Raw genomic sequence first — 23,105 nt, 5'->3', positions numbered from 1 at the left:
AAAATTAAGAAATTATTATCCTTTTAATGTGTAAATTATCTAGAAAGGATAGTTGATACCTACGTTAAACACCGCTTTTGTGAAATTATATTGCTTAAACCATCTAGCTCCCTCAGGTAAAGCGGGATTATATGTTTTAAAACCTGTATCAAATCTTAGCACAAAAAAGCTAAAATCATAACGCAACCCGAAACCCGATCCCACGGCGATATCTCTAAGACTGTTAAAGCCGCTAAATCTCGCATTCTCATCGTCCACGTTGTCAAGCGCATTCCAAATGTTACCAACATCCGCAAATAATGCTCCTTTAAGATCACCAAACAATTGAAACCTTTGCTCAATATTAAAAGCGAGTTTCATATTCGCTTCATTAAAATCATTAGGGCTATTTGTTCTTCCTGGTCCTAAGCGATAGGCTTGCCATGCTCTGTTGTCATTAGATCCACCGGCAAAATAACTTCTAATAAAAGGGATGTTATTTGAGTTTCCATAAGGTATTGCGATACCACCAAATGCTCTGATCGCTAAAATATTCTCATTGCCCAGGTCCCAATGTTTTATAAACTCAAGTTCTGGTTTTACATATTGAGAGAACGTAACCCCCAGAATTTTAGAATCTCCGTTTCTATCTTGCTCAAGGTTTGCAATGTCACTTAGCAGTCTTAATGTGTTTCCTGCTATTTCTAGCTTGGCGCGAAAACTAGTGAACTCATTATCAAAGAGTCCGCTTCTGGTGTTTTTGTAATAGGTAAAAGATGAAGCCAGAATTAAATTGTCATCAGTAAGTCGCTGTCTTCTTTCTTCAATACTTCTTACTTGTCTGAATTCATTGTTCTCTAATGCGATGCTTCCATTTTGCACTGCATTGATGAAACCCATGGTCCCGTCAGGAATGATCAAAGCAGGATTGCCGTTGCTATCTGTATTAAAAAATGGACTTGAAGAATCAAGATTGTCTAGCGCAATGTCGTTAAGATTCTCGTAGCTGTTTCGGTAAACATTAAAATAATTGTCCACATTTAAATTGCGGATGTATTGTATGTCAAAAAGATCAAACCTAAAATTCAGATTATTTGAAGGTGACCATCTATAATTAATTCCGCCGGTGATCTGCTGCTTATCAAGACCAATATTTTGCTGTGTACCAAAACCTACATTAAACGAAGTTTGAGGTGACATTTCTGGAAGGATGAATCCTCCTGTGCGAATAGGGAAAAATATCCTTGGCATGTTCAGGCTGATATCTGCTCCTAGTTCTGTGATGTCAAAAAATGCAGTATCGTTACCCGCGTCATAAGAATTACCAATGCTTCCACGACCACTAATTTGTAGCGTTTCAAGACCGCCGAATAAATTTCGCACAAGCAAAGAACCACTACCGCCTATCCCAAACTTCTGAATGTTAGAAGTAGAAACATCAAAGTTTGCTCTCAAGTTAAATCGAGGTAGCGGCGTGAGATAAAAGTTTGCGATAAGATCTGTGCCGTCAGGATCGTCTGGGTCTTCGCCAAAACGTAGATCAGGGTATCTAAAGGTTCTAAGCTGGCTTAAGCGTACTAAAGATTTGTTCCTAGCATCATCGCTATACAGATCGCCCGGCTCGATGAAAATTGCATCGGTGAGATATTTAGGTTTGTAATCTATCTCATCAAAGGCATAAATATTATAATTATTCAGGCTTACCGAATCTTTTCGAGCATCATTTCGTGCGGCGTAGCTATAATCTGTATACACATTGATCTTGCTGATGTGGTGTACTTTTAGATTCTCTTCATAAAGCGTGTCGCTCACCTCGATCTCTCTATTTTTAATGTAGAGCTCAAGATTTACTTTGTTGCCTGTTTGTACGCTATCGCCAATAAAACTGATGTAATCTCTATCAAAATAAAAAACACCTTTGTTTCTAAATAGTGAAGTAAGCCTCGTCGTTTCGGCATTTATATCTAGCAGTTCGTATTGATTGCCGTTTACGAGTTTAGACTCGTTTTTGTATTTGTTGTAAATGCTATCAACTTGTGGTGATCTGATAAATGTTTTTAACGAGTCTATCATGTATGGATTTCCCGTTTTTACATTATATGTTACTTCACCTTTTTTTGAAGAACTATCTCTTTTTACATCAAAGCTAGTTTCAACATTAAACCAGCCTTTACTATGATAATAATCGTTAAGTCTATCTGCACTGCGCTGCACTAGGTCACCATTTATTATCGCTGGTGGTTCGCCTGTGTTTCTAATAGTACGATTAAGGTTGCGGCGGTAATCTAGATAGTTGTTGAGTTGCTTTCGCGAAAGCAACGCGGTAAGAAATTCTCTGCGCGAGTCATTCTCAATAAATTTTGCATTAAGAATACTATCAATGTTAGGTCTTGCCCAGTTGTACACATAAAGTCTTACCGGTAAGTTTAAAAGCGGTAATCTTGTGTTAGGTTCAAGATAAGGTATGTCGTTAATACGGCTACTGTTTTCTTCCTCGCCATTAACCATAATATTGTTCTTGGTAAGTAGAAATTTACCGTCAGGAACTCTTTTTACGGCATTACAACCAGTGATTGCTACCGTAAGAAGAATGAATAGTATTATTTTTGGAAAGCGTTGTAGCAACTGGTTTACCTCAAAATGACTTCAAAAATACACAATAAGCATGGTTAGCAAAAGCCAAATAAAATTAATAACGAGCCTGGGTCAGAAAAAGTACAGAAACCGCCACGGACTTTTTGTGGTTGAAGGGCTTAAAGGTATTGAAGAGTTTATTGCTGGCGGCTACAAATTGCATAGCCTGTTTACTTTAGATGGATATTTTAATGAAGTTGACGCTTCTCAAAAACAGATCGAAGACAAGGCGCAATTGCAGAAGATTACTTTTCTTAAAACCGCGCCAGAGGCTATTGCGGTTTTTTACATTCCGCAGGGGGAAGTTGCGCAAAAACCCGGTTTAAAGGTGGTGCTTGACGATGTGCGCGATCCCGGTAATCTGGGCACGATCATTAGACTTTGCGACTGGTTTGGGGTAAAACAATTGATCTGCAGCGAGCAAACGGTAGATTGTTACAATCCTAAGGTGGTTCAAGCAACAATGGGTTCGCTGGCGCGTGTTGATCTGGCTTACGCCAAAATTGACGATTACTTAAAAAATGCCACAGCAACAAAGTATGGCGCTTTTATGGAAGGTGAGAATGTTTATGATCACGATCTAGAAACAGAAGCCATTCTTGTAATGGGTAACGAAGCAAACGGTATTTCTTCAGAAATTGAAAGTTTGATCGATCAAAAGATCAGTATTCCAAGATTCAGTGAAAAAACTGAAAGTCTCAATGTGGCTTCGGCGACTGCGATCTTGCTGAGTGAGTTTAAAAGACGCGGGTAGTTTTTTGGCTTTAAGCCAAAAAATTATTGAAACGTAAAATTCAAGAAAACACCACGAGACATCATTTTGTCAATGTTGCTGGTGTATGGACTGTTAGGGTCTTCGTCGCGCACAAGTTCATCAGTAAGTGCGAAAACTCCGCGAATGCTAGGCGTGAATTTGAAAAAGAAGAGATACATGTCTACCCCAAAACCAACTTCGTAATATAACGTTCCGGTTTTCATCCTAAATTGACCGGCGTAGTTATCATCAGGATTTTTCTCGTTACTCGATAAGTTGTGCGAATAACTAAAACCGCCCACTACAAATGGTTTTATGTTGTTAAGTCGCTTTGTCGAGACCTTTAAAAGCAATGGTATATGAATGTATGTGCTTTTTATTTCACGTTCAAAGTCGGCTTCGCTTGCATCTGCAGGAAATGTGGCATCGCCTATTTGATTAGGAAATGTAAGATTGCGGGTGTTATAGTAAAGGCCAGGTTCTAGACGAAGATTAAGGTAATCGTTAAGTCTAAGATCGCCTACAAGGCCTACATTAAAACCTAAGGTTTTGCCGGTGTAAACGTCATTAACTTTAGTCTCGTCATAATTGAATTTAAAGTCATATTCATTAAGACCAAAGTAATATCCCCACGTCCAGCGCTGCTTGTCAAAATTTTCAAGATTTGTAAGTTTTTCTCTTGCGAATATCTGTGATTGCGTGCTGTGGCTAATCGCTGCGATGGCAAGAAAAAATAAAATCTTTTTCATATAATTATTTTGAAGCTGTGTAAATGGTAGCTACACCCATGGTTTGTGGCAAGTCTTGCACAGATGTAAACCCTATTTTCTTCAAAATATTGTTCAGTTCTTCGCCGTAAGGGAAAATTGAAGCGCTCTCGCTTAAATACGCATAAGCATTTTTGTCTTTGCTAAAGATCTTACCTATTCCTGGAAGGATGAACTTGCTATATAAGTTGTAACCCTGTTTAAAAGGTGTTTTTGTAGGAACAGAAGTTTCAAGGATTACAAAGATCCCATCAGGTTTAAGCACACGCAGGATCTCAGAAAGGCCTTTTTCTAGGTTTTCAAAATTACGTATCCCGAAGCCTACGGTAATCGCATCAAAGTAATTGTCTTCATAAGGAAGCGCTTCAGAGTCTGCTTGCTGCATTTCTATGACGGTGTCAAGATTTGCTGCTGTGATCTTCTTTCTTCCTACGCTTAGCATTCCGTTAGAAATATCTACGCCTATGATCTTTTTTGCGCCTGTGTTTGCAAGTGCAATGGCAAGGTCGCCGGTACCTGTTGCGATGTCAAGAACTGTTTGTGGGTTCTTTTCGCTGACAAGCTTAACAACTTTTTTTCTCCATTTAATATCTATACCAAAGGAGATTACGCGGTTTAGACCATCATATTCATTTGAGATGTTGTCAAACATCTGTTCTACCTGTTCCCTTTTTGACTGTTTAGAATCTTTGTAGGGGTTTACACTTTTTTTCATCTGCAGAATTTGCCGCAAATATACTACTTGTTGCGCCATATTGAGGCGTATGCAATAGAAGCTTACAAATCTGATGCATTGTCATCTAATCATGTATATTTGCATTGATTTTTTACTTGACCTGCCTGTATGAAGATAGTCATTGCTGGTGCGGGAGAAGTAGGTTTTCATCTTGCAAAACTGCTCTCCTTTGAATCCCAGGACATAACTTTAATTGATGTAGATAAGACAAATACGGTCTATGCAGATACGCATCTTGACATTAGAACGATACGTGGTGATGCTACGTCTATCGCTATTTTAAAGGATGCACGTATAGATCAGGCAGATCTTATTATTGCTGTAACTTCTAGCGAGACTACCAATATCACTGTATGTGTGCTCGCAAAGCAAATGGGCGCTAAGCGTACCATTGCAAGAATTTCTAACACAGAGTTTATAGAAAATCAATCTGTAGCAGGTTTTAAAGAATTTGGTATAGATGAGCTTATTTCTCCAGAGAGTTTGGCTGCCGCCGAAATTGAACTTCTCCTTAATCAAAGTGCTTTTAACGATAGTTATGAGTTTGAAAATGGGGCGTTGACCATGGTGGGAACTTCGCTAACGCGTACGGCTTCCTTTGTGGGTAAAAGCGTGAAAGAAGCAGCGAGAATTTTTCCAGAATTACACTTTATGCCTATTGCGGTGCAGCGCATGGGTACGCAATACACGCTGATCCCGCGTGGAGATACAGTTTTTAAAGAAGGCGATCAGGTGTATTTTATGACCGTAAAAGGCGGTGTGGATGAGATCTATAAATTGACGGGTAAAGCCAAAAAGGAGATCAAAAATGTGATGATCCTTGGTGGAAGTAAAATAGGTAATAAAACAGCGCAAGATCTTTCGTCTGGTTTTCATGTGAAACTGGTTGAGAAAGAAAGAGAAAAAGCTGTTGAACTGGCTGAACAATTGTCAAAAACTCTTGTGATCAATGGTGATGGCCGTAACGTAGAGCTTCTGGAAGAAGAAAATATTTACGATATGGATGCCTTTATCGCGGTTACAGGAAATAGCGAGACAAATATTATGTCTTGCCTTGTGGCGAAATCTAAAGGCGTTAAGAAAACGATCGCCTTAGTTGAGAATATGGATTATTTTCAACTGAGCCATAGTATAGGTATTGATACCTTGATTAATAAAAAACTGCTTGCGGCAAACACGATCTTTAGATATATAAGAAAAGGAGATGTGGTTGCTATGACAAAGCTTAATAATATGAACGCAGAGCTTCTTGAGTTTATCGCAAAGCCTAACTCAGAAGTTATAGGAAAAAAGATCAAAGATCTAGATTTTCCACGTTCTGCGACGATAGGTGGTGTAGTAAGAAACGGAAAAGGAATTATCGCTCTAGGAGATTATAGAATAGAAGTGGGCGATAGAATTGTAGTATGCTGCTTGTTGAGATCTATCAACAAGGTAGAGCGTATGTTTGCTTAATTACTTTTTAAGTGCCAAGACTCAATTATAAGATCATTTTTCACCTCATGGGTTTGCTGTTGCTTTGCAACGGTGGCTTCATGATACTTAGCGCAATTGTAGGTTATATCTATGATGGTGTAGATTCTGCATTATCTATTTCTAGCGCGGGACTTCTTACTGTCTTTGTGGGAACATTACTCATGTTCTTGACTAGAGACCACAAAAAAGAAATTCAGAAGAAAGAAGGATACATTGTTGTGACCTTCGGGTGGATATTTATGTCGCTAAGTGGAAGTTTGCCTTATATTTTCAGTGGCTCGATCCCTTCTCTCACAGATGCCTTTTTTGAAACAATGAGTGGTTATACCACAACGGGTTCTTCCATCGTGAATGATATTGAAGCGCTTCCTAATGGTATCTTGTTCTGGCGTAGTACCACGCACTGGATAGGCGGTATGGGAATTATAGTTTTGGCTATAGCCATATTACCATTACTGGGAATAGGAGGGATGCAGCTCTTTGCAGCCGAAGCTCCTGGGCCTAGCGCAGATAAATTACACCCGCGAATTACAGACACGGCAAAGCGTTTGTGGCTTATTTATTTTGGCTACACAATTGCCGAAACCATCTTACTTAAGATTGCAGGAATGTCGTTTTTTGACGCTGTTAATCATGCGATGAGTACACTGTCTACAGGTGGGTTTAGTACGAAGAATGCAAGTCTCGCTTATTGGAATGATAAGCCGCTTATTCAATATATTATCATACTTTTTATGTTCCTTGCCGGGACGAATTTTGTCTTGAGTTACTTTGCTTTTAAAGGTAGAATTCGTGAGATCTGGGAGGATGAAGAGTTTAAATTATACTCCACCTTTATCATAGGATTTACGCTAGTTACGGCTATTGTGATCTTGTGGCAAGCAGATGTGAGTATATCTTCTGTGAGCCATCCTATGGTTCTAGGAGAGACTGAAAGTGCCATTAGACACGCACTTTTTCAAGTGCTTGCGGTGATGACCACTACCGGTTTTGTCTCGGCAGATTATACACTATGGGCGCCATTTTTAACTGTAGTTTTCTTCGGGATGATGTTCTTGGGAGGTTCAGCAGGTTCTACGGCGGGAGGTATTAAAATCGTTAGACATTTGATCACCATTCGCAACGGTGTGCTAGAGTTTAAAAGAACCTTGCACCCTAATGCCATCTTGCCGGTGCGTTATAATAACAAAGCCATCCCACAGAATATCGTATTTAATATTCTAGGATTTTTCATTCTTTATCTACTTTCTTGGATCGTTGGTGCGTGTGGTCTTGCGATGCTTGGCTTAGATTTTCCTACTGCATTGGGTGGTGCGGCCTCGTCCTTAGGTAACGTTGGGCCTGCATTTGGCGACCTTGGTCCGGTGAATAATTACGATTCTTTGCCAGACATCGGGAAGTGGTGGTGCTCGTTTTTAATGCTCATAGGTAGATTAGAACTCTTCACTGTTTTGATTCTCTTAACGCCGTTTTTTTGGCGCAATCGCTAGGTGTATTGTAATTTTGGGCTTACGCCAAAATCTCACAACTTGGAAAACCACGAACTTATCATCATTGGTGCCGGCCCCATAGGTCTTGCATGCGCCATTGAAGCAAAAAAAGCAGGAATAGATCATCTTATAATTGAAAAAGGTGTGCTGGTAAATAGTATTTACAATTTCCCCGAGCAGATGACATTCTTTTCAACATCTAATTTGCTTGAGATAGGTGATGTGCCTTTTGTGTCTCACACAGACAAACCTACTAGAAAAGAGGCGCTAGAGTATTACCGCAGAGTTTATGAAAGTTGGGATCTCAACATTAAGCTGTATACAGAAGTTCTCGAGATGAAGCCAGAAGATGGCGGAGGATATTTGGTGAAAACCAATAGAGGAAACTTTAAAAGCAAAGCTGTGATCGTGAGTACTGGTTTTTATGATACAGCTCGTAAACTCAATGTTCTTGGTGAGGGTTTACCAAAAGTGAAGCACTTTTATGACAGTCCGCACCCTTATGTGGGGCAAAAGATTCTTGTAGTGGGCGCGGCAAATTCTGCTTGTGACGTAGCTCTCGAAACATATTATAAAGGCGCAGAGGTTACCATGGCGATTCGGGAAGACGCCATTTACCCTAAGGTGAAATATTGGATTCGTCCTAACATCGAGAATCGCATTAAAGAAGGCGCGATCACTGCACATTTTAATACCGTGGTAAAAGAGATCAAGCCGCATACAGTGATTTTAGAAACTCCTGAAGGTGACATTGAGATCGAGAATGATTTTGTGCTTGCGATGATAGGATATACGCCTAATTATGCACTTTTCAATAAACTGGGACTCGTGATCGAGGAAGATAAAAATAAATTGCTAGCGCATGATCCTGAGACTTTAGAGACTCCGCTTAAAAATGTTTACGTCGCAGGTGTGATCAATGCCGGGATGCAGACCAGTAAACTTTTTATAGAGAACACCCGCGTGCATGCAGAGATGATCATTGAGCATCTTAAAAATGATCTTTAGGCTTTCGCCAAAGAAAATCTACTTCGTTAAAGTATTGCCAAAAAGGTATTTGTAGCAAACTAAAGCACTGCTTTTTGCGCTATGTAGTTGTAATAAAAATCAATACAACTATGAAAAAGTTAAAAACTATCCTTTGCATTTTTGCAATTATCGCTGTGGCTAGTACTGCAGTTGCACAAGAAACAAAAATGGTAGGAGGCGCAGAGATGTATCCGTCTAAAGATATCGTTTCAAACGCTGTGAATTCTAAGGATCACACTACACTTGTGGCGGCCGTAAAAGCTGCTGGCTTGGTAGAAACATTACAAGGTAGCGGACCTTTTACTGTTTTTGCACCCACAAACAGAGCTTTTGAAAAATTACCTATGGGCACCGTAGAAGAACTTCTTAAGCCAGAAAACAAATCAAAACTAGCTGCTATTCTTACTTATCATGTGGTGCCTGGTAAATACAGTGCGGCAGATATTAAAAGTGCGATTAAAAAAGGTGGAGGTTCAGCCGAATTCACAACAGCACAAGGAGAAAAGCTTTGGGCGGTAATGGCTGGTGATGCGATCATGATCAAAAATCTGGAAGGTACAATGGCGACAATTACCATTGCAGATGTAAATCAGTCTAACGGTGTGATTCACGTGATCGATACCGTGGTGCAACCGCTTTCGCTATAGCCAAAAACATAAAATAGAAAATAAAAAAAATCAGCTGTGAGGCTGATTTTTTTATTTGTATTCTTCTCTTACCGGAGTAAATGTGTCTAGCACTTTGCAAGCAGTTAATGCTTTGCCGCCGTGCGGTGCGTTTGGCGGAATGACTAAGACATCACCTGGTTTTAAAATATGCGTTTCGCCATCCAGTTGAAGTTCAAATTCTCCTTCATAGACTTGCATCACCTGCTCATGAAAGTGATTATGCTCTGGGATCACAGCATTCTCATCGATCTCCCAAAACGCAAGTGTAGATTGCTCTGTATGTATAAAACGCCCGTGAAATCCAGGAAAGACCTCACGAGCGTTTATATCTTTTAAGTTGTATTTCATTTACATGAAAATTACGCAGCTACAGCTTCTTTGATTCGCTTAAGCGCTTCTTTGATCTGCTCTTGACTTGCTGCATAAGAAATTCTTATGCAGTTAGGACCGCCAAAAGCATCACCAGTTACAGTTGCAACGTTAGCTTCCTCAAGAAGGAACATTGAGAAATCTGAAGCGTTTTTGATTTCTTTTCCCTTTAAGGTTTTTCCAAAATAGTAAGAGATATTAGGGAAAACATAAAAAGCACCTTCTGGCTCGTTACATTCAAAACCTGGGATGTCTTGTAAAAGATCAAGAATCAATGAACGACGCTCTTTAAACTCGTCAACCATATATTGAATCTTGCTTACAGGAGACATTAATGCGGTGATCGTAGCGCGCTGTGCGATACAGTTTGCACCACTTGTTACCTGCCCTTGTATTTTATTGCAAGCTCTAGCGATATAAGAAGGAGCACCAATGTACCCGATTCTCCATCCTGTCATTGCAAATGCTTTTGCAACTCCGTTTACTGTAACTGTGCGATCATACATGTCTTCAAATTGAGCCATGCTCGCGTGTCCACCTACGTAGTTTATATGCTCGTAAATTTCATCACTTACAACAACGATCTGTGGGTAATCTTTAAGAACATCAGCAAGTGCACGAAGTTCTTCTTTGCTGTAGATAGATCCACTAGGGTTACATGGTGAACTATACCAAAGCATTTTTGTTTTTGGAGTAATTGCAGCACGCAATTGCTCTGGAGTCATTTTAAAATCGTCCTCAATAGTGGTCATGACTTCTACAGGCACACCTTCGGCAAGCTTAACGATGTCGCTATAACTTACCCAGTAAGGGCAAGGTAAAATAACTTCGTCGCCAGGGTTGATGCAAACTTGAGCAACATTATAAAGTGCTTGTTTAGCACCAGTGCTCACTACAATTTGACTTGGTTCGTAAGAAAGATTGTTGTCTCTTTCAAACTTGGTGATGATAGCTTGTTTAAGCTCAGCATAACCATCTACCGGAGTATATGAATTGTAGTTTTCGTTTACAGCATCTATTGCTGCTTGTTTAATATAATCTGGTGTGTTGAAGTCTGGTTCTCCAAGACTAAGACCTATTACATCTTTACCTTCACCTCTAAGTTCGCGAGCTTTAGCAGCCATTGCTAAAGTTGCTGAGGTGGCTAAATTGTTGATTCTGTCAGATAATTGGTTGGTGGTTGTTTCCATAGAAAACAATAAAGGTTATACGGTTTGCAATGCAGGGCGCATGCCCATTTCTTTTAGATATTTAAAGTGTGCTAAGATCGCAGCACGAGTCGTTTTGTACTCGTTGTACGGTAGGTTGCATTCTGCCGCAGTTTGCTTAACGATCTTAGAGATTTTTGTATAGTGTATATGGCTTAAGTGTGGGAACATATGATGTTCTACTTGGTGATTTAATCCACCAGTAAACCAGTTTACAATTCTATTTTTAGTTGAGAAATTCACTGTGGTGAAAAGCTGATGAATCGCCCAAGTATTCTTCATGCTGCCGCTATCATCAGGTAATGGCATATCTGCCTCTCCCATAACGTGAGCCAATTGAAAAATCACACTTAGGATCAATCCAGCTGTGTAATGCATAAAAAAGAAACCTAAAAGGATCTTCCACCATGCGATATCCATAATAAGAATAGGAAGCACGATCCAAACAGTTACATAGATCAGTTTTGTGATCACGAGTTTAGTCCACTCAACTCTTGGATTAGGGAATTTACCATAACTAAGCTCACGCTTTAGGTAATTTCTCATTTGCTTAAAATCTGTAGTGATCGCCCAGTTAAATGTTAGCAATCCATAAAGCAATACAGAGTAATAATGTTGAAAACGGTGATACCATCTCCACTCACTATGTCTAGAGAATCTTAAGATTCTACCAGCTTCAAGATCTTCGTCATGCCCGTGAATGTTGGTGTACGTATGGTGTAAAACGTTGTGTTGTACTTGCCAGTTGTAAACATTTCCCGCAAGGATATAAATACTTCCACCCATGATCTTGTTTACCCATTTTTTCTTTGAGTAAGAACCATGATTACCATCATGCATCACGTTCATACCTACGCCAGCCATACCTACACCCATTAAAATGGTAAGTAGAACCTGAGCCCAAGTAGGAAGATCTAAAGTAAGTAAAACAAAATATGGAGCAAGAAAAAGACTGAACATAACTGCTGTTTTTACATACAGTTGCCAGTTTCCTGTTCTTTCAATGTTATTTTCTTTAAAGTAGGTGTTAACTCGTTTATTAAGGGTTCTAAAGAACTTTGCAGAGTCCGTTCTAGAAAAACGTATTGTATTGGGATTCATTCTTTCAAAAAATTTATGTGCATTTAAGTTGGTGCACAAATTGGTCCAAAAATACTATTCTATTTGCTAAGGAGGTATAGATTTTACCGAATTAACGCGATAAAGATTAATTTTGTTGCCCCAAAAATAGCTAATGGAGATTATCTTAAAATATTTTGATGGCCTTACGGCGAAACAAATTGCTCAATTTGAGAAGCTAAGCGAACTCTACAAAGACTGGAATTTAAAGATCAATGTAGTGTCTCGTAAGGATATTGACGAGATCTATTTGCGTCATGTTTTACACTCGCTAGGAATCGCCAAAGTGCAGTCTTTTAAACCAGGTTCAAAGGTTCTTGACGTAGGAACCGGCGGAGGTTTTCCAGGAATTCCGCTGGCGATACTATTTCCTGAAGTAGATTTTCATCTGGTAGATAGTATAGGTAAAAAGATCAAAGTAGTAGAAGAAGTTGTAGAAGGTCTAGGTCTAGAGAATGTAAAAGCTACAAATGATCGTGTAGAGAATGTTGACGGTCAATATGACTTTATCGTGAGTCGTGCCGTAGCCCACATGGAAACTTTTACAAGATGGATAAAAGGTAAGATCGCTAAAAAAAGTGAGCATGAAATGCGCAACGGGATTCTTTATCTTAAAGGAGGCGATCTGGAAGAAGAGTTGCAGAAGTTTCAAAGCGCTAAGATCTATGCGCTTTCAGATTTTTATGAGGAGGACTTTTTTGAAACTAAAAAGGTGGTGTATTTACCATTAAAATATAAAGGTTGACCGCGTGGCCAACCTTTATATTATGTTCTTAGCATTCTAAAGTAAGTAGAGTTACATAGTGAACCAAATTTTCTCAAATGGTTCGACACTTTTGTAATAAAACCTTCAGAAGTGTCATTGCTTACTTCCAGTAGAGATTCTTCAAGCTCTGCTAGTTTTTCTTCTACCGCATCAGGATTTTTTACCAGATACAGCTTTTCTTTTTTGCGTGTTACTTTTCGACTGTCTTTATCCTTTGTGACGTCAATCACAGAATATTTCATCTTAAGTAAATACATTTTATTCTCATCATTCATCTTCCTTCATTTTTGTGATCAGTACAAAAGTACAATATCTATATCATTTATGTAATAATTAATTTACATTTAGATAACATTAAATTTACATTAAACGTATAAACAAATAAAAACCACATAGTTGAATATGTGGTTTTTGTATTAGATTTATTTTGGGTTTAACCCAAAAAAGGATATCTATAATCTGTAGGAGTTACAAATGTCTCCTTGATCAATCTAGGAGAAACCCATCTTAAAAGGTTAAGTGAGCTACCTGCTTTGTCGTTAGTTCCTGAAGCTCTTGCTCCACCAAATGGCTGCTGACCAACAACCGCACCCGTAGGTTTATCGTTGATATAGAAGTTACCAGCAGAGTTTTGCAATGCGTCTGTAGCTTGCGCTAAAGCTGCGCGGTCTTTACCTATAACAGCTCCTGTAAGTGCATAATCGCTAGTGTTGTCTACAAGCTCCAGCGTTTCTTCCCATTTGTCATCTTCATAAAGATAGATGGTCACAACTGGGCCGAAAAGTTCTGTATGCATTGTTGTGTACTGTGGATCTGTAGTTAGTAAAACAGTTGGCTCAATAAAGTAACCTTCTGATTTATCATAATTTCCACCCACAACAACTTCTACGCTGTCATCAGCTTTTGCTTCGTCAATGTATTTTGCAAGTTTGTCAAAAGATCCTTCATGGATCACAGCAGTGATAAAGTTGCTCATGTCTTGTGGAGAACCCATTTTAAAAGACTCTACATCTTCCACAACATAATTCTTTACATCTTCCCAAAGTGACTTAGGTAAGTAAACACGGCTTGCTGCGCTACATTTTTGACCTTGGAATTCAAATGCGCCACGAGAAATTGCAGTTGCAACTTGTTTAGCATTTGCTGTAGGGTGTGCAAGGATAAAATCTTTACCACCAGTTTCACCTACGATTCTAGGGTATGTTTTATAGCTGTGGATATTCTGGCCGATCTTCGCCCAGATATCTTTAAAAACATGCGTTGAGCCTGTAAAGTGAATTCCAGAAAAATCTGGACTTGCTAATACAGTATCTGTGATCATTTCTGGATCACCCATTACCATATTAATTACACCAGCTGGCATTCCTGCTTCGCGGAAAACATCCATCACTACTTTAGCAGAATATACCTGGCTGTCACTAGGTTTCCAAACAACAACATTACCCATAAGTGCTGCTGAAGCCGGAAGGTTACCAGCGATCGCAGTAAAGTTAAACGGAGTTACCGCATAAATAAATCCTTCTAATGGGCGATATTCTACACGGTTCCAAGCAGCAGAGCTACTCTCTGGCTGGTTCATGTAGATCTCAGACATGTACTGCACATTAAAACGCAAGAAGTCTATTAACTCACAAGCCGAATCGATTTCTGCTTGATAGATTGTCTTAGACTGTGCAAGCATAGTTGCTGCGTTGATCTTCGCGCGGTAAGGTCCTTGTATAAGTTCTGCAGCTTTTAAGAAAATTGCAGCTCTTTGTTCCCATGACATTTTAGACCATGTTTTTCTAGCTTCTAGAGATCCCGCGATAGATTCTTCTACGTGAGATTTCTCAGCAAGATGATATTCTCCTAAGATGTGCGCATGCTCATGAGGAGGAGACATAGTGCGAGTATTACCTGTTTCTACATCTTTACCATTAATATAAAGAGGAACATTTACTTTGCTGTTGTATAAATCGTCATAGGCTTTTAATACCTCTTCGCGTTCAGCGCTGCCTGGCGCGTAGTCCATAACAGGCTCATTGATAGCAACAGGTACATCAAAAAATCCTTTTCCCATAGTTAATTTTGTTACTTGTTCTTATTATAAAATACGCAAAGCAATGTACGAAAAACTGTATGGAACGCATAGCAGCTTTTTATAGCATTTTCATGAAAAGGATTGCGCTGTGATTAATCGGTAATTCTCTAGTTAGAACCGAAGGGCGCGATTAAATTAAAAGTGGGAATTAAAACCTTGAGTCTTTGTCCTGTGTTAAGGTCTGTCATGGTGTAATGACCATTCATTGAGCCATAAGGAGCATTTAAAGCACAGCCCGAAGTGTATGTGTGCGAATCGCCGGGAAAGATTATTGGAGTTTCACCTATAACACCTTCGCCTTTTACGACTTCTGTTTCATTTAAAGAGTCAAAGATATTCCAGCGGCGTCTTTGTAATTGCACGGTGTGTTTACTATTGTTTGCAATAGTTATCTTGTAAGAAAAGGCATATTTTAAAACAAGGTCTTGATAAAACGTGCCTTCGTAATTGGTTTTTACTGAAACCTTTATGCCGTTTGTAACCTGAGATATCATCTTGTAGGGAAGCTTTTAAGCTAAAAGTACTAAAAAAACCGTACTAACTACACTTATTTAACCTATCCATAAGATACCGCTGTGAACATCAAGAAGCATGCGCCTAATCCTGAAGCGATAATTGCAAATATGATATGAATGGTGATGAATTTAAAAATGGTTCTTTTCCGGCTTTCTTTGTAGAAGTTTCTGATGGCTTTGTAGAAATAAAACGGGCAAATAGCGCTTAGAAATATCGTTACCAAGTAATCATCTCCTAGAAGAAAATCTGGCAGTAAAAGCAAGAACAGACCAAGAAATAAAAAGGTGAATATGTGGAATATGAAGATCATGTGTTCCATGTAATTCACAGGTCTTCGTACTTTGAAAAACTTATACGGCACGGCGATAGAGTGCAATGTGATCTGACTTAAAACTGGTGTTGCCATGATCTTTTGCCAGTATTTGTTGCTGTTATTTTTTATGGCAGATTTTATTTCGCCGTAAGGCCGCCTCTTAAAATATATAAGGAGAAAGAATAGTGCTAAAAACGGTGTGAGAAAGAAGATGAAAAACGGTAATTGTTTAGCAACATAGTTAATGAACATCCCGGGGTTTTTATCGATTCTTTCAAAAACTGCGTTGCGCTGATACATCCATCTATTCATGGGTGTGTGGCTGTATCTTAAACTGTCTAGCGCTTCATCTGGATCTGTGATCTCTGATGCGTAATAAAAGGAACTAAAGAGATTGAATTTACTTTTAAGACCGCCTAGATAGGAGAGTGTGTCAACCTTTTCTTCTGATTCGTACTCAAAATATTCATTATCCTGAATGAAAGCATAATCCAGGTCAATTGAGTCTTCTACTTTTTTATAACCTAGCGCTTTCTCGATATTGTCTGTGGTAAACGGGCGTAAGTTTTTAAAGCTGTTTGATGTGGTGTTGGGTTCAAAATACGAGATCAAATTTGCGACTAAGAAATACAAAATGCTGATGCTTAAAAAGAACCTGAAAGGATTTGCATACTTCAACCGTTTGCCGTCTACATAATTGCGCGTGATCGTGCCGGGCTTAAGAATAATGTCTTTAATAGTGTATCTAAAACGACTATCGTAAGTGATGATGCTATTGAGAAATTCTCCAAAAAAATCTTTAAGCGAGAGTCTTTTTACAGAGTTTAATTGACCGCAATATGAGCAGTAGCGATCGCTAATTTCTAGCGGGTGGCCGCAGTTAAGACATTGTACGCCGCGATATCGCAAAGATTTGCGACCATTTTTAATAAGGCTGGTTTCCTTTTTTTCTTCCACAGCCTAAATATAAAACGATTTTTGAATTTAGATCAATTACGTCTCACATTGCTAATGTTTGTACTTAGCGCATTACCAGCTCCTATGAGTTCATCAAACCTTCCGCCGGGTCTTCTATAATATATAAGGACGTCGTATTCATTTTCTGTTTGCCAGAAATCGCCACTTATCGGGTTGTTGGGTAGTCGCACGCCATTTTTTGCCACGACATATCGGTAGTTGTAAAAACCTTGTTTAAGAAGAAGCGGTAGTTCGTAGATTTGATTTTCTTCGTTGTAAATCATCTTTACCGCATCGTCAATTTCAAAATTATTGAAATTGCCGTACACATAAATTTCTTCGCCGGCAGGCAGTTTTTTATGGTCAAGCCCAAAATGTACCCAAACATATTCAGAATTATAATTTGCATCGCCCTGAAGCGATCGCACCACATAATTACCATTAATGTCTGGATTGTAAGTGTATTCTAGATTTGCTCGCGTAGGGATTACATAAAGATAGTTGTGGTACAAATTTATCAACTCAATATATTGAATGGAGTTGTTGCTCACACGCACATCCTTATTATCAAAAAACAAAAACTCATTACCAGCAAAAAATGAAGTTTCTGTGTCGTAGCGATATTCTAGCACGTTGCCTATGGTGTATTGTGGTTTAAAATTTCTTATCGCAGTCTTAAGGTCATTATTCTGTATAATGACGGGTTTTATATTCTGATCAGGATTGATCAACGGATCTTCGCCGCCATCTACTCTAAAGTTTACCGTTTGTTTATGATCTACAAATTTTAGATCTCGTGATCTTAAAATTTCAACACCTACAGCAACTTGCGAGTCGTATACCATAAACTTTCGTGAAAAGATCACTTCATCGGCGTTGTTGTAAATAATGAGCATGTAATTGCCGCTTTTTTGCAGTGCTCTTGTGTTTTTGTTTGGAATCGCAAGTTCATAATGCGTGTAGATCTGCAAAGTGCTTACAGAATTTGTGTAGTCAAAAATGCGAACACCATCAAAACCTTCCATGTATTCTGTTTTGGCTAAAGCCGAAGGAGTCCAGTCGTAATTATAATGTTGGATTTTATAATAATAATCAGTTTCGTCACCAATGATATCGTCAAAACTCAGTCGTAGGGTTTCGCCTAATTTTATGAGCGGTAACTGACTTTGATCTGTATTTCCTTTAAACTGTACTGTTTTTATGTAGGCTGGCGCCGAAATTTCTTTAGCTACTTGCGCGAGAGAACTTTTTGCTGTGAGCAAAAAAAGAAAACAAACGATAAAGTTTTTCATGTGTAATTTTGAGATTTATCAAAGGTAATTCAAATATTGTGCCTGTGTAAAATACACCGAAAATACGGGGTAAATTTACTAGCTATAACGTTTGCATAACCTAATCTTACTGGTTTAACAATTTTATCCTTTTCTCGTATGGCTTAAGCAGGTAAAATTTGTAAATTTGCGCACCTCAAAAACCCGATTCTTTGTCGGGGGAGGGCAAAAACATTAACATAATTTTCCTATGTCAAAAGACATTAAGATCAAAAAAGGTCTTGACATTAATTTGGTTGGAGAAGCTGAGAAAGTCATAGCTGATGCTCCCAAGTCGAGGACTTACACGATCAAACCTTCGGATTTTCATCTTATTACTCCTAAGATGGCAGTTAAGGAAGGCGCACAGGTAAAGACAGGACAACCTATTTTTTATTCAAGGGAAGATCAGAACCTTAAATTTGTATCTCCTGTAAGTGGTACACTTGCTGAGATCAAAAGAGGTGCTAAACGTGTGATCACACACATCATCATTGAGGCAGATGGCACTGATGAAGCGGTAGATCACGGAGCTCTTGATGTGGCAACCGCAAGTGCAGAAGCCATAAAAGAGAGGTTGCTTCTAGGCGGTGCATGGCCTTTCATAAAACAGCGTCCCTATGATATCATCGCTGAGAATGATGTCGCTCCGGACGCTATTTTTGTATCTGGTCACAACAGTGCACCTCTTGCTCCAGATAGTAATTTTACCTTAAAAGGTAAAGAAGCTTCGCTGCAGGCAGCGCTTACAGCTCTGGGTAAATTTACAGAAGGTGGCGTTCACGTTTCTGTAGAAAAAGGAGCTGATAGTGTGTTTAGCGGTATAAGCGATATTACACTTCACACGGTTTCTGGACCACACCCTAGTGGTAATGTGGGTACGCAGATCAACAAAATTAGACCTATTAATAAGGGTGAGGTTTTCTGGACGATAGCTGCAGAAGATCTTGTGATCATTGGTGATCTTTTCCTTACGGGGAAATTTAATCCTGAGCGCATAATATCTGTTTCTGGGTCATCTGTAAAGAAACCTAAGTATTATAAAACAAGAATAGGAGCTGAGGTTTCTACTTTTGCTTATGATGCAGGTGTGGAAGGTGATAATGTAAGAATGATTTCTGGTAATGTGCTTACTGGTGACACGGTTGCTCCTGATGGTAACTTAGGTTATTATCATAAGGAGTTTGTTGTGATCCCAGAAGGTAATGATTACGAATTCTTCGGTTGGAACAAGCCAGTGTTTAACAAGGTTTCAAAGACCAGAGCATTGACGTTCTCTTGGTTGTTCCCAAATAAGAAATACGATCTAGATACAAATACTAACGGTGAACACAGAGCTTTTGTTCTTACGGGAGCTTATGAGGAAGTTTTTCCTTTAGATATTTACCCGATGCAAATCCTTAAATCTTGTATGGTTGAGGACCTTGATAGCATGGAGCAAATGGGTATGTATGAAGTGGCGCCTGAAGATTTTGCACTCACTGAATTTATATGTGTTTCAAAACAACCTCACCAGGCGATTATTCGCAAGGGGTTAGACTTGATGCAAAAAGAAATAGGATAATTAGATATGGGATTAAAGCAAAAATTAGATTCCATTAAGGAACAGTATAAGGGCAAGAAAATGGCGCCGGCGTTTAACGCGTTGCACACTTTTCTTTACACCCCTAATGAAGTTACGCATAGTGGTAGTCACATTCGTGCGGTAGATGATCTTAAGCGTACGATGAATACCGTGATCATGGCGTTGCTGCCAGTTTTGGTTTGGGGTATTTTCAATGCGGGTTATCAGCATTATGCAGCTATTGATGCTGCTAATGGTATTGCAAGAACTCCAGATCTTTTTGGAAACTTTTTCACATGGGAGAACTTTTCGCTGGGAGCGATAACAGTATTGCCACTAGTGATCGTTTCTTATGGTGTGGGTCTTCTTGTTGAATTTATCTTCGCGGTTATTAAAGGTCACGAAGTTGAAGAAGGATACCTTGTAACTGGTATGCTAGTGCCATTGATCGTGCCAATTGACATCCCACTTTGGATGCTTGCGGTAGCGGTTGTTTTTGGTGTAGTTATCGGTAAAGAAGTTTTTGGTGGTACAGGGATGAATATTCTTAACCCTGCACTTACTATTCGTGCTTTTCTTTTCTTCGCTTATCCTACATGGATGAGTGGTGATAAAGTTTGGGTTCACGGAGCAGTAGAAAAGGCGGGTCAGCCTGATGCTATTTCTGGAGAAACTATCTTAGGTACGCTTGCGCAGTCTGGAGATATGAGTTATTCAATCTCAGATATGTTTGTAGGCTTTATACCAGGTTCTGTAGGTGAGACTTCAACGTTATTGATTCTTCTAGGTGGATTATTTTTAATCTACACTAAGATCGCTAGCTGGAGAATTATGGTGAGCGCTGTAGTAGGTGCTCTTGCAATGGGCTTGATCTTTAACGGTGTCGTAGACGCAGGATGGATCGGAGAAGGAAGTAAGTTCTACGGATTGATGGAGTTCCCATTTTGGCAACATCTTATCATTGGGGGTCTTGCTTTTGGTATTGTGTACATGGCAACAGATCCTGTTACCGGTTCACAAACTAATGTGGGTAAATACTGGTATGGTTTCTTTATTGGTTTCATTTCTGTAATGATCAGAGTGTTTAACCCTGCATATCCAGAAGGTGTTTTCCTTGCGATACTATTGATGAACGTATTTGCTCCTACAATTGACCACTACGTGGTAAGAGCAAACGTGAAGAGAAGAATGAAAAGATTAAAACTTAAAACGGCTTAGTAATGAATACCGAAAAGAATAGTTACACGGTAATCTTTGCAGTTGTGATGGTACTGGTTGTGGGTGCATTGCTTGCATTTGTTGCAGCTTCACTTAGACCAAAGATCGAAATCAACGAAAAGTTTGAAAAACAACAGAACATCCTTTATGCTATGGGCGTTAATAACGACGTTGATGGCGGTGCGGTAGAGTTTATACCTACTAATGAGGTTGAGGCTGAATTTGGACAATACATAAAAACTCAATACATCATTCAAGGTGACAATATCACTGAGGATCCTGAGGCTTACCTTATCGATCTTAAGCAAGAGCTTAAAAAAGACGAAGCTGAAAGAAAACTTCCGGTTTTCATAGGAGAAAAAGATGGTGAAGATTATTACATCGTCCCAATGTACGGTAAAGGTCTATGGGATGCTATTTGGGGCTTTGTGGCTTTAGATAAAGACTATGTAGTAAAAGGAGTTTATTTTGACCACAAAGGAGAAACTCCTGGTCTGGGTGCTAATATTAAAGAGCGTTTCTTTATGGACGACTTTAATGGTGAGCAGATCATGCAGGGTACAAAATATCAAGGGATCACAGTTGCTAAAGGTAACAACGACCCTCTTAATGAGAACAAAGAGGACGGAGAAGTTGATGCGCTTGCAGGAGCAACCATTACTGGTAATGGTGTAACTGCGATGATCAATAGCACACTTAAATTGTACGTCCCTCACCTTAAAGATTTAAAGATATAATTATGGCTTTATTATCTAAAAAAGAACAGGGGCTCGTTTTTGACCCACTTACAGATAACAACCCTATTACTATTCAGGTATTAGGTATATGTTCAGCACTTGCAATTACAGCACAGTTAAAGGCATCTATCGTGATGGCGGTTTCAGTACTGTTTGTACTTGCTCTTGGTAACGTTGTTATTTCGCTTATGCGAAATATAATCCCACCAAAGATCCGTATCATCGTTCAACTGATCGTTGTTGCTGCGCTTGTAATTATCGTTGACCAATGTTTGAAAGCATTTCAATATGAATTGAGTAAGCAGCTTTCGGTTTTCGTTGGTTTAATCATTACAAACTGTATCATCATGGGGCGTTTTGAGGCATTTGCGTTAGGTAATGGTCCTTGGCAATCTTTCCTTGATGGTATTGGTAACGCTTTAGGTTACGGTATTATCTTGGTGATCGTTGGATTCTTTCGTGAGCTTTTAGGTTCAGGAACATTATTAGGATTCCAAGTGTTAGGAGACCCTATCGCTAAGACTGGTCTTTATGCTATAGGATACGAGAACAATGGTTTTATGCTTCTTTCGCCTATGGCGTTAATAGTATTAGGGATCATTATCTGGGTACAGCGTAGTCGCAACAAATCCCTGATCGAAGAACATTAAAATATCACATCGGGTAACCGATTGTAAATTCCAATTATACAATGGAACATTTAGAATTATTTTTTAAGTCAATATTTATAGACAACATGGTATTTGCAACATTCCTTGGGATGTGTTCTTACCTTGCGGTTTCTAAAAAAGTATCTACAGCTGTAGGTCTTGGCGCAGCAGTAATCTTTGTACTTGCGGTTACTGTACCTATTAACTGGTTGCTTGATCACTACGTGCTACGCAAAGGAGCTCTTGAGTGGTTAGGCCCAGAATATGCTGACTATGATCTTAGCTTCATGTCTTTCATTCTATTCATTGCTACCATTGCAACAATGGTACAATTAGTAGAGCTAGTAGTTGAGAAGTTTTCACCATCATTATATAATAGTCTTGGTATTTTCTTACCACTTATTGCAGTAAACTGTGCGATCTTAGGAGGTTCACTTTTTATGCAATCTAGAGATATCGCTTCTTTAGGTCTTGCTTTTAACTATGGTATCAGTTCTGGTATCGGTTGGTTCTTAGCGATTCTTGCTATTGCAGCGATTAGAGAAAAGATTCGTTATAGCAATGTGCCAGGTCCACTAAGAGGACTGGGTATTACATTTATTATCACTGGTCTTATGGCAATTGGTTTCATGAGTTTTGGTGGTATGCTTACTGGTGATAATGATGATTCTGCTGAAGAGCAAGCTGAAGTATCACAAGTAGATGAACTTAAAGAACAACCTGCAGAACCTATTGCAGAAAATACTAAAGAAATAAACGAATAAT

General features: G+C 39.1%; 22 protein-coding genes. 11 read left to right on the top strand and 11 right to left on the bottom strand.

Annotation, left to right across the window (positions count from 1 at the left end):
• Nucleotides 1–39 precede the first annotated feature (39 nt).
• On the bottom strand, nt 40–2,604 hold the full coding sequence (tamL, locus tag ACZ5L8_RS10425) for a translocation and assembly module lipoprotein TamL (protein ID WP_464437255.1): 2,565 nt from the start codon (nt 2,602–2,604) through the stop codon (nt 40–42).
• A 40-nt stretch (nt 2,605–2,644) separates the two neighbouring features.
• On the opposite strand from tamL, the gene ACZ5L8_RS10420 reads away from it, so the two are divergent.
• Nucleotides 2,645–3,367 (top strand): TrmH family RNA methyltransferase, encoded by a 723-nt coding sequence (locus ACZ5L8_RS10420; RefSeq protein ID WP_464437253.1) that lies wholly within the window; start codon nt 2,645–2,647, stop codon nt 3,365–3,367.
• 23 nt (nt 3,368–3,390) lie between these two features.
• Here ACZ5L8_RS10420 and porT read toward each other — a convergent pair whose 3' ends face one another.
• Together porT and ubiE are read right to left on the bottom strand one after the other, a co-directional pair.
• Nucleotides 3,391–4,116 carry a type IX secretion/gliding motility protein PorT/SprT gene (porT, locus tag ACZ5L8_RS10415; protein WP_464437252.1) on the bottom strand — a complete coding sequence of 242 codons (726 nt, stop codon included), beginning with the start codon at nt 4,114–4,116 and terminating at the stop codon, nt 3,391–3,393.
• A gap of 4 nt (nt 4,117–4,120) precedes the next feature.
• A complete protein-coding gene (gene ubiE / locus ACZ5L8_RS10410; protein WP_462597387.1) occupies nt 4,121–4,849 on the bottom strand; it encodes a bifunctional demethylmenaquinone methyltransferase/2-methoxy-6-polyprenyl-1,4-benzoquinol methylase UbiE in 729 nt (242 codons plus the stop codon).
• A 129-nt stretch (nt 4,850–4,978) separates the two neighbouring features.
• On the opposite strand from ubiE, the gene trkA reads away from it, so the two are divergent.
• The 4 genes from trkA to ACZ5L8_RS10390 all read left to right on the top strand — a co-directional run bounded on the left by trkA (nt 4,979) and on the right by ACZ5L8_RS10390 (nt 9,512).
• The gene (trkA, locus tag ACZ5L8_RS10405) at nt 4,979–6,325 is read left to right on the top strand and encodes a Trk system potassium transporter TrkA (RefSeq protein ID WP_462597388.1); all 1,347 of its coding nucleotides are present in this window, start codon (nt 4,979–4,981) and stop codon (nt 6,323–6,325) included.
• A gap of 11 nt (nt 6,326–6,336) precedes the next feature.
• Nucleotides 6,337–7,836: a TrkH family potassium uptake protein gene (locus ACZ5L8_RS10400; RefSeq protein ID WP_464437249.1), complete on the top strand. Its 1,500-nt coding sequence runs from the start codon at nt 6,337–6,339 to the stop codon at nt 7,834–7,836.
• Nucleotides 7,837–7,875: 39 nt separating this feature from the next.
• Nucleotides 7,876–8,844, top strand: a complete 969-nt coding sequence (locus tag ACZ5L8_RS10395) for a YpdA family putative bacillithiol disulfide reductase (RefSeq protein ID WP_464437247.1) — start codon at nt 7,876–7,878, stop codon at nt 8,842–8,844.
• Between the two features lie 110 nt (nt 8,845–8,954).
• The gene (locus ACZ5L8_RS10390) at nt 8,955–9,512 is read left to right on the top strand and encodes a fasciclin domain-containing protein (RefSeq protein WP_464437246.1); all 558 of its coding nucleotides are present in this window, start codon (nt 8,955–8,957) and stop codon (nt 9,510–9,512) included.
• A 51-nt stretch (nt 9,513–9,563) separates the two neighbouring features.
• On the opposite strand, the gene ACZ5L8_RS10385 is transcribed toward ACZ5L8_RS10390, so the two are convergent.
• Genes ACZ5L8_RS10385 through ACZ5L8_RS10375 form a run of 3 tightly spaced genes read right to left on the bottom strand, consistent with a single transcriptional unit; the run spans nt 9,564 to nt 12,211 of the window.
• Complete coding sequence (locus tag ACZ5L8_RS10385; protein ID WP_464437244.1) at nt 9,564–9,881, bottom strand: cupin domain-containing protein; 318 nt, start codon at nt 9,879–9,881, stop codon at nt 9,564–9,566.
• Between the two features lie 11 nt (nt 9,882–9,892).
• Complete coding sequence (locus ACZ5L8_RS10380; protein WP_464437243.1) at nt 9,893–11,092, bottom strand: pyridoxal phosphate-dependent aminotransferase; 1,200 nt, start codon at nt 11,090–11,092, stop codon at nt 9,893–9,895.
• Between the two features lie 15 nt (nt 11,093–11,107).
• A complete protein-coding gene (locus ACZ5L8_RS10375; protein ID WP_464437241.1) occupies nt 11,108–12,211 on the bottom strand; it encodes a fatty acid desaturase family protein in 1,104 nt (367 codons plus the stop codon).
• A 133-nt stretch (nt 12,212–12,344) separates the two neighbouring features.
• Between ACZ5L8_RS10375 and rsmG the strand changes: the two genes are divergently transcribed.
• The gene (gene rsmG / locus ACZ5L8_RS10370) at nt 12,345–12,974 is read left to right on the top strand and encodes a 16S rRNA (guanine(527)-N(7))-methyltransferase RsmG (RefSeq protein WP_462597395.1); all 630 of its coding nucleotides are present in this window, start codon (nt 12,345–12,347) and stop codon (nt 12,972–12,974) included.
• Nucleotides 12,975–12,994: 20 nt separating this feature from the next.
• On the opposite strand, the gene ACZ5L8_RS10365 is transcribed toward rsmG, so the two are convergent.
• The 5 genes from ACZ5L8_RS10365 to ACZ5L8_RS10345 all read right to left on the bottom strand — a co-directional run bounded on the left by ACZ5L8_RS10365 (nt 12,995) and on the right by ACZ5L8_RS10345 (nt 18,153).
• Nucleotides 12,995–13,270, bottom strand: coding sequence for a hypothetical protein (locus ACZ5L8_RS10365; protein WP_464437239.1), 276 nt, complete (start codon nt 13,268–13,270; stop codon nt 12,995–12,997).
• Between the two features lie 158 nt (nt 13,271–13,428).
• Nucleotides 13,429–15,054: an L-glutamate gamma-semialdehyde dehydrogenase gene (gene pruA, locus ACZ5L8_RS10360; RefSeq protein WP_464437238.1), complete on the bottom strand. Its 1,626-nt coding sequence runs from the start codon at nt 15,052–15,054 to the stop codon at nt 13,429–13,431.
• Nucleotides 15,055–15,182: 128 nt separating this feature from the next.
• Nucleotides 15,183–15,569 carry a Co2+/Mg2+ efflux protein ApaG gene (gene apaG, locus ACZ5L8_RS10355; protein ID WP_464437236.1) on the bottom strand — a complete coding sequence of 129 codons (387 nt, stop codon included), beginning with the start codon at nt 15,567–15,569 and terminating at the stop codon, nt 15,183–15,185.
• Nucleotides 15,570–15,631: 62 nt separating this feature from the next.
• Complete coding sequence (locus tag ACZ5L8_RS10350; protein WP_464437233.1) at nt 15,632–16,861, bottom strand: DUF3667 domain-containing protein; 1,230 nt, start codon at nt 16,859–16,861, stop codon at nt 15,632–15,634.
• Between the two features lie 32 nt (nt 16,862–16,893).
• Nucleotides 16,894–18,153 (bottom strand): type IX secretion system plug protein, encoded by a 1,260-nt coding sequence (locus ACZ5L8_RS10345; RefSeq protein ID WP_464437231.1) that lies wholly within the window; start codon nt 18,151–18,153, stop codon nt 16,894–16,896.
• A gap of 229 nt (nt 18,154–18,382) precedes the next feature.
• Between ACZ5L8_RS10345 and ACZ5L8_RS10340 the strand changes: the two genes are divergently transcribed.
• Genes ACZ5L8_RS10340 through nqrE form a run of 5 tightly spaced genes read left to right on the top strand, consistent with a single transcriptional unit; the run spans nt 18,383 to nt 23,104 of the window.
• Nucleotides 18,383–19,735 (top strand): Na(+)-translocating NADH-quinone reductase subunit A, encoded by a 1,353-nt coding sequence (locus tag ACZ5L8_RS10340; RefSeq protein ID WP_464437229.1) that lies wholly within the window; start codon nt 18,383–18,385, stop codon nt 19,733–19,735.
• Between the two features lie 6 nt (nt 19,736–19,741).
• Nucleotides 19,742–20,953, top strand: coding sequence for an NADH:ubiquinone reductase (Na(+)-transporting) subunit B (locus ACZ5L8_RS10335; protein WP_462597402.1), 1,212 nt, complete (start codon nt 19,742–19,744; stop codon nt 20,951–20,953).
• A 2-nt stretch (nt 20,954–20,955) separates the two neighbouring features.
• Nucleotides 20,956–21,690, top strand: a complete 735-nt coding sequence (locus ACZ5L8_RS10330) for a Na(+)-translocating NADH-quinone reductase subunit C (protein ID WP_462597403.1) — start codon at nt 20,956–20,958, stop codon at nt 21,688–21,690.
• A 2-nt stretch (nt 21,691–21,692) separates the two neighbouring features.
• Nucleotides 21,693–22,340 (top strand): NADH:ubiquinone reductase (Na(+)-transporting) subunit D, encoded by a 648-nt coding sequence (locus ACZ5L8_RS10325; RefSeq protein ID WP_462597404.1) that lies wholly within the window; start codon nt 21,693–21,695, stop codon nt 22,338–22,340.
• A 41-nt stretch (nt 22,341–22,381) separates the two neighbouring features.
• On the top strand, nt 22,382–23,104 hold the full coding sequence (gene nqrE / locus ACZ5L8_RS10320; protein WP_464437226.1) for an NADH:ubiquinone reductase (Na(+)-transporting) subunit E: 723 nt from the start codon (nt 22,382–22,384) through the stop codon (nt 23,102–23,104).
• Nucleotide 23,105: the final 1 nt, after the last annotated feature.

The sequence above is a fragment of the Leeuwenhoekiella obamensis genome, from assembly GCF_055391795.1.
The sequence above is the reverse complement of the archived record's forward strand: the minus strand, read 5'-3'. Positions and strand labels throughout refer to the sequence as shown.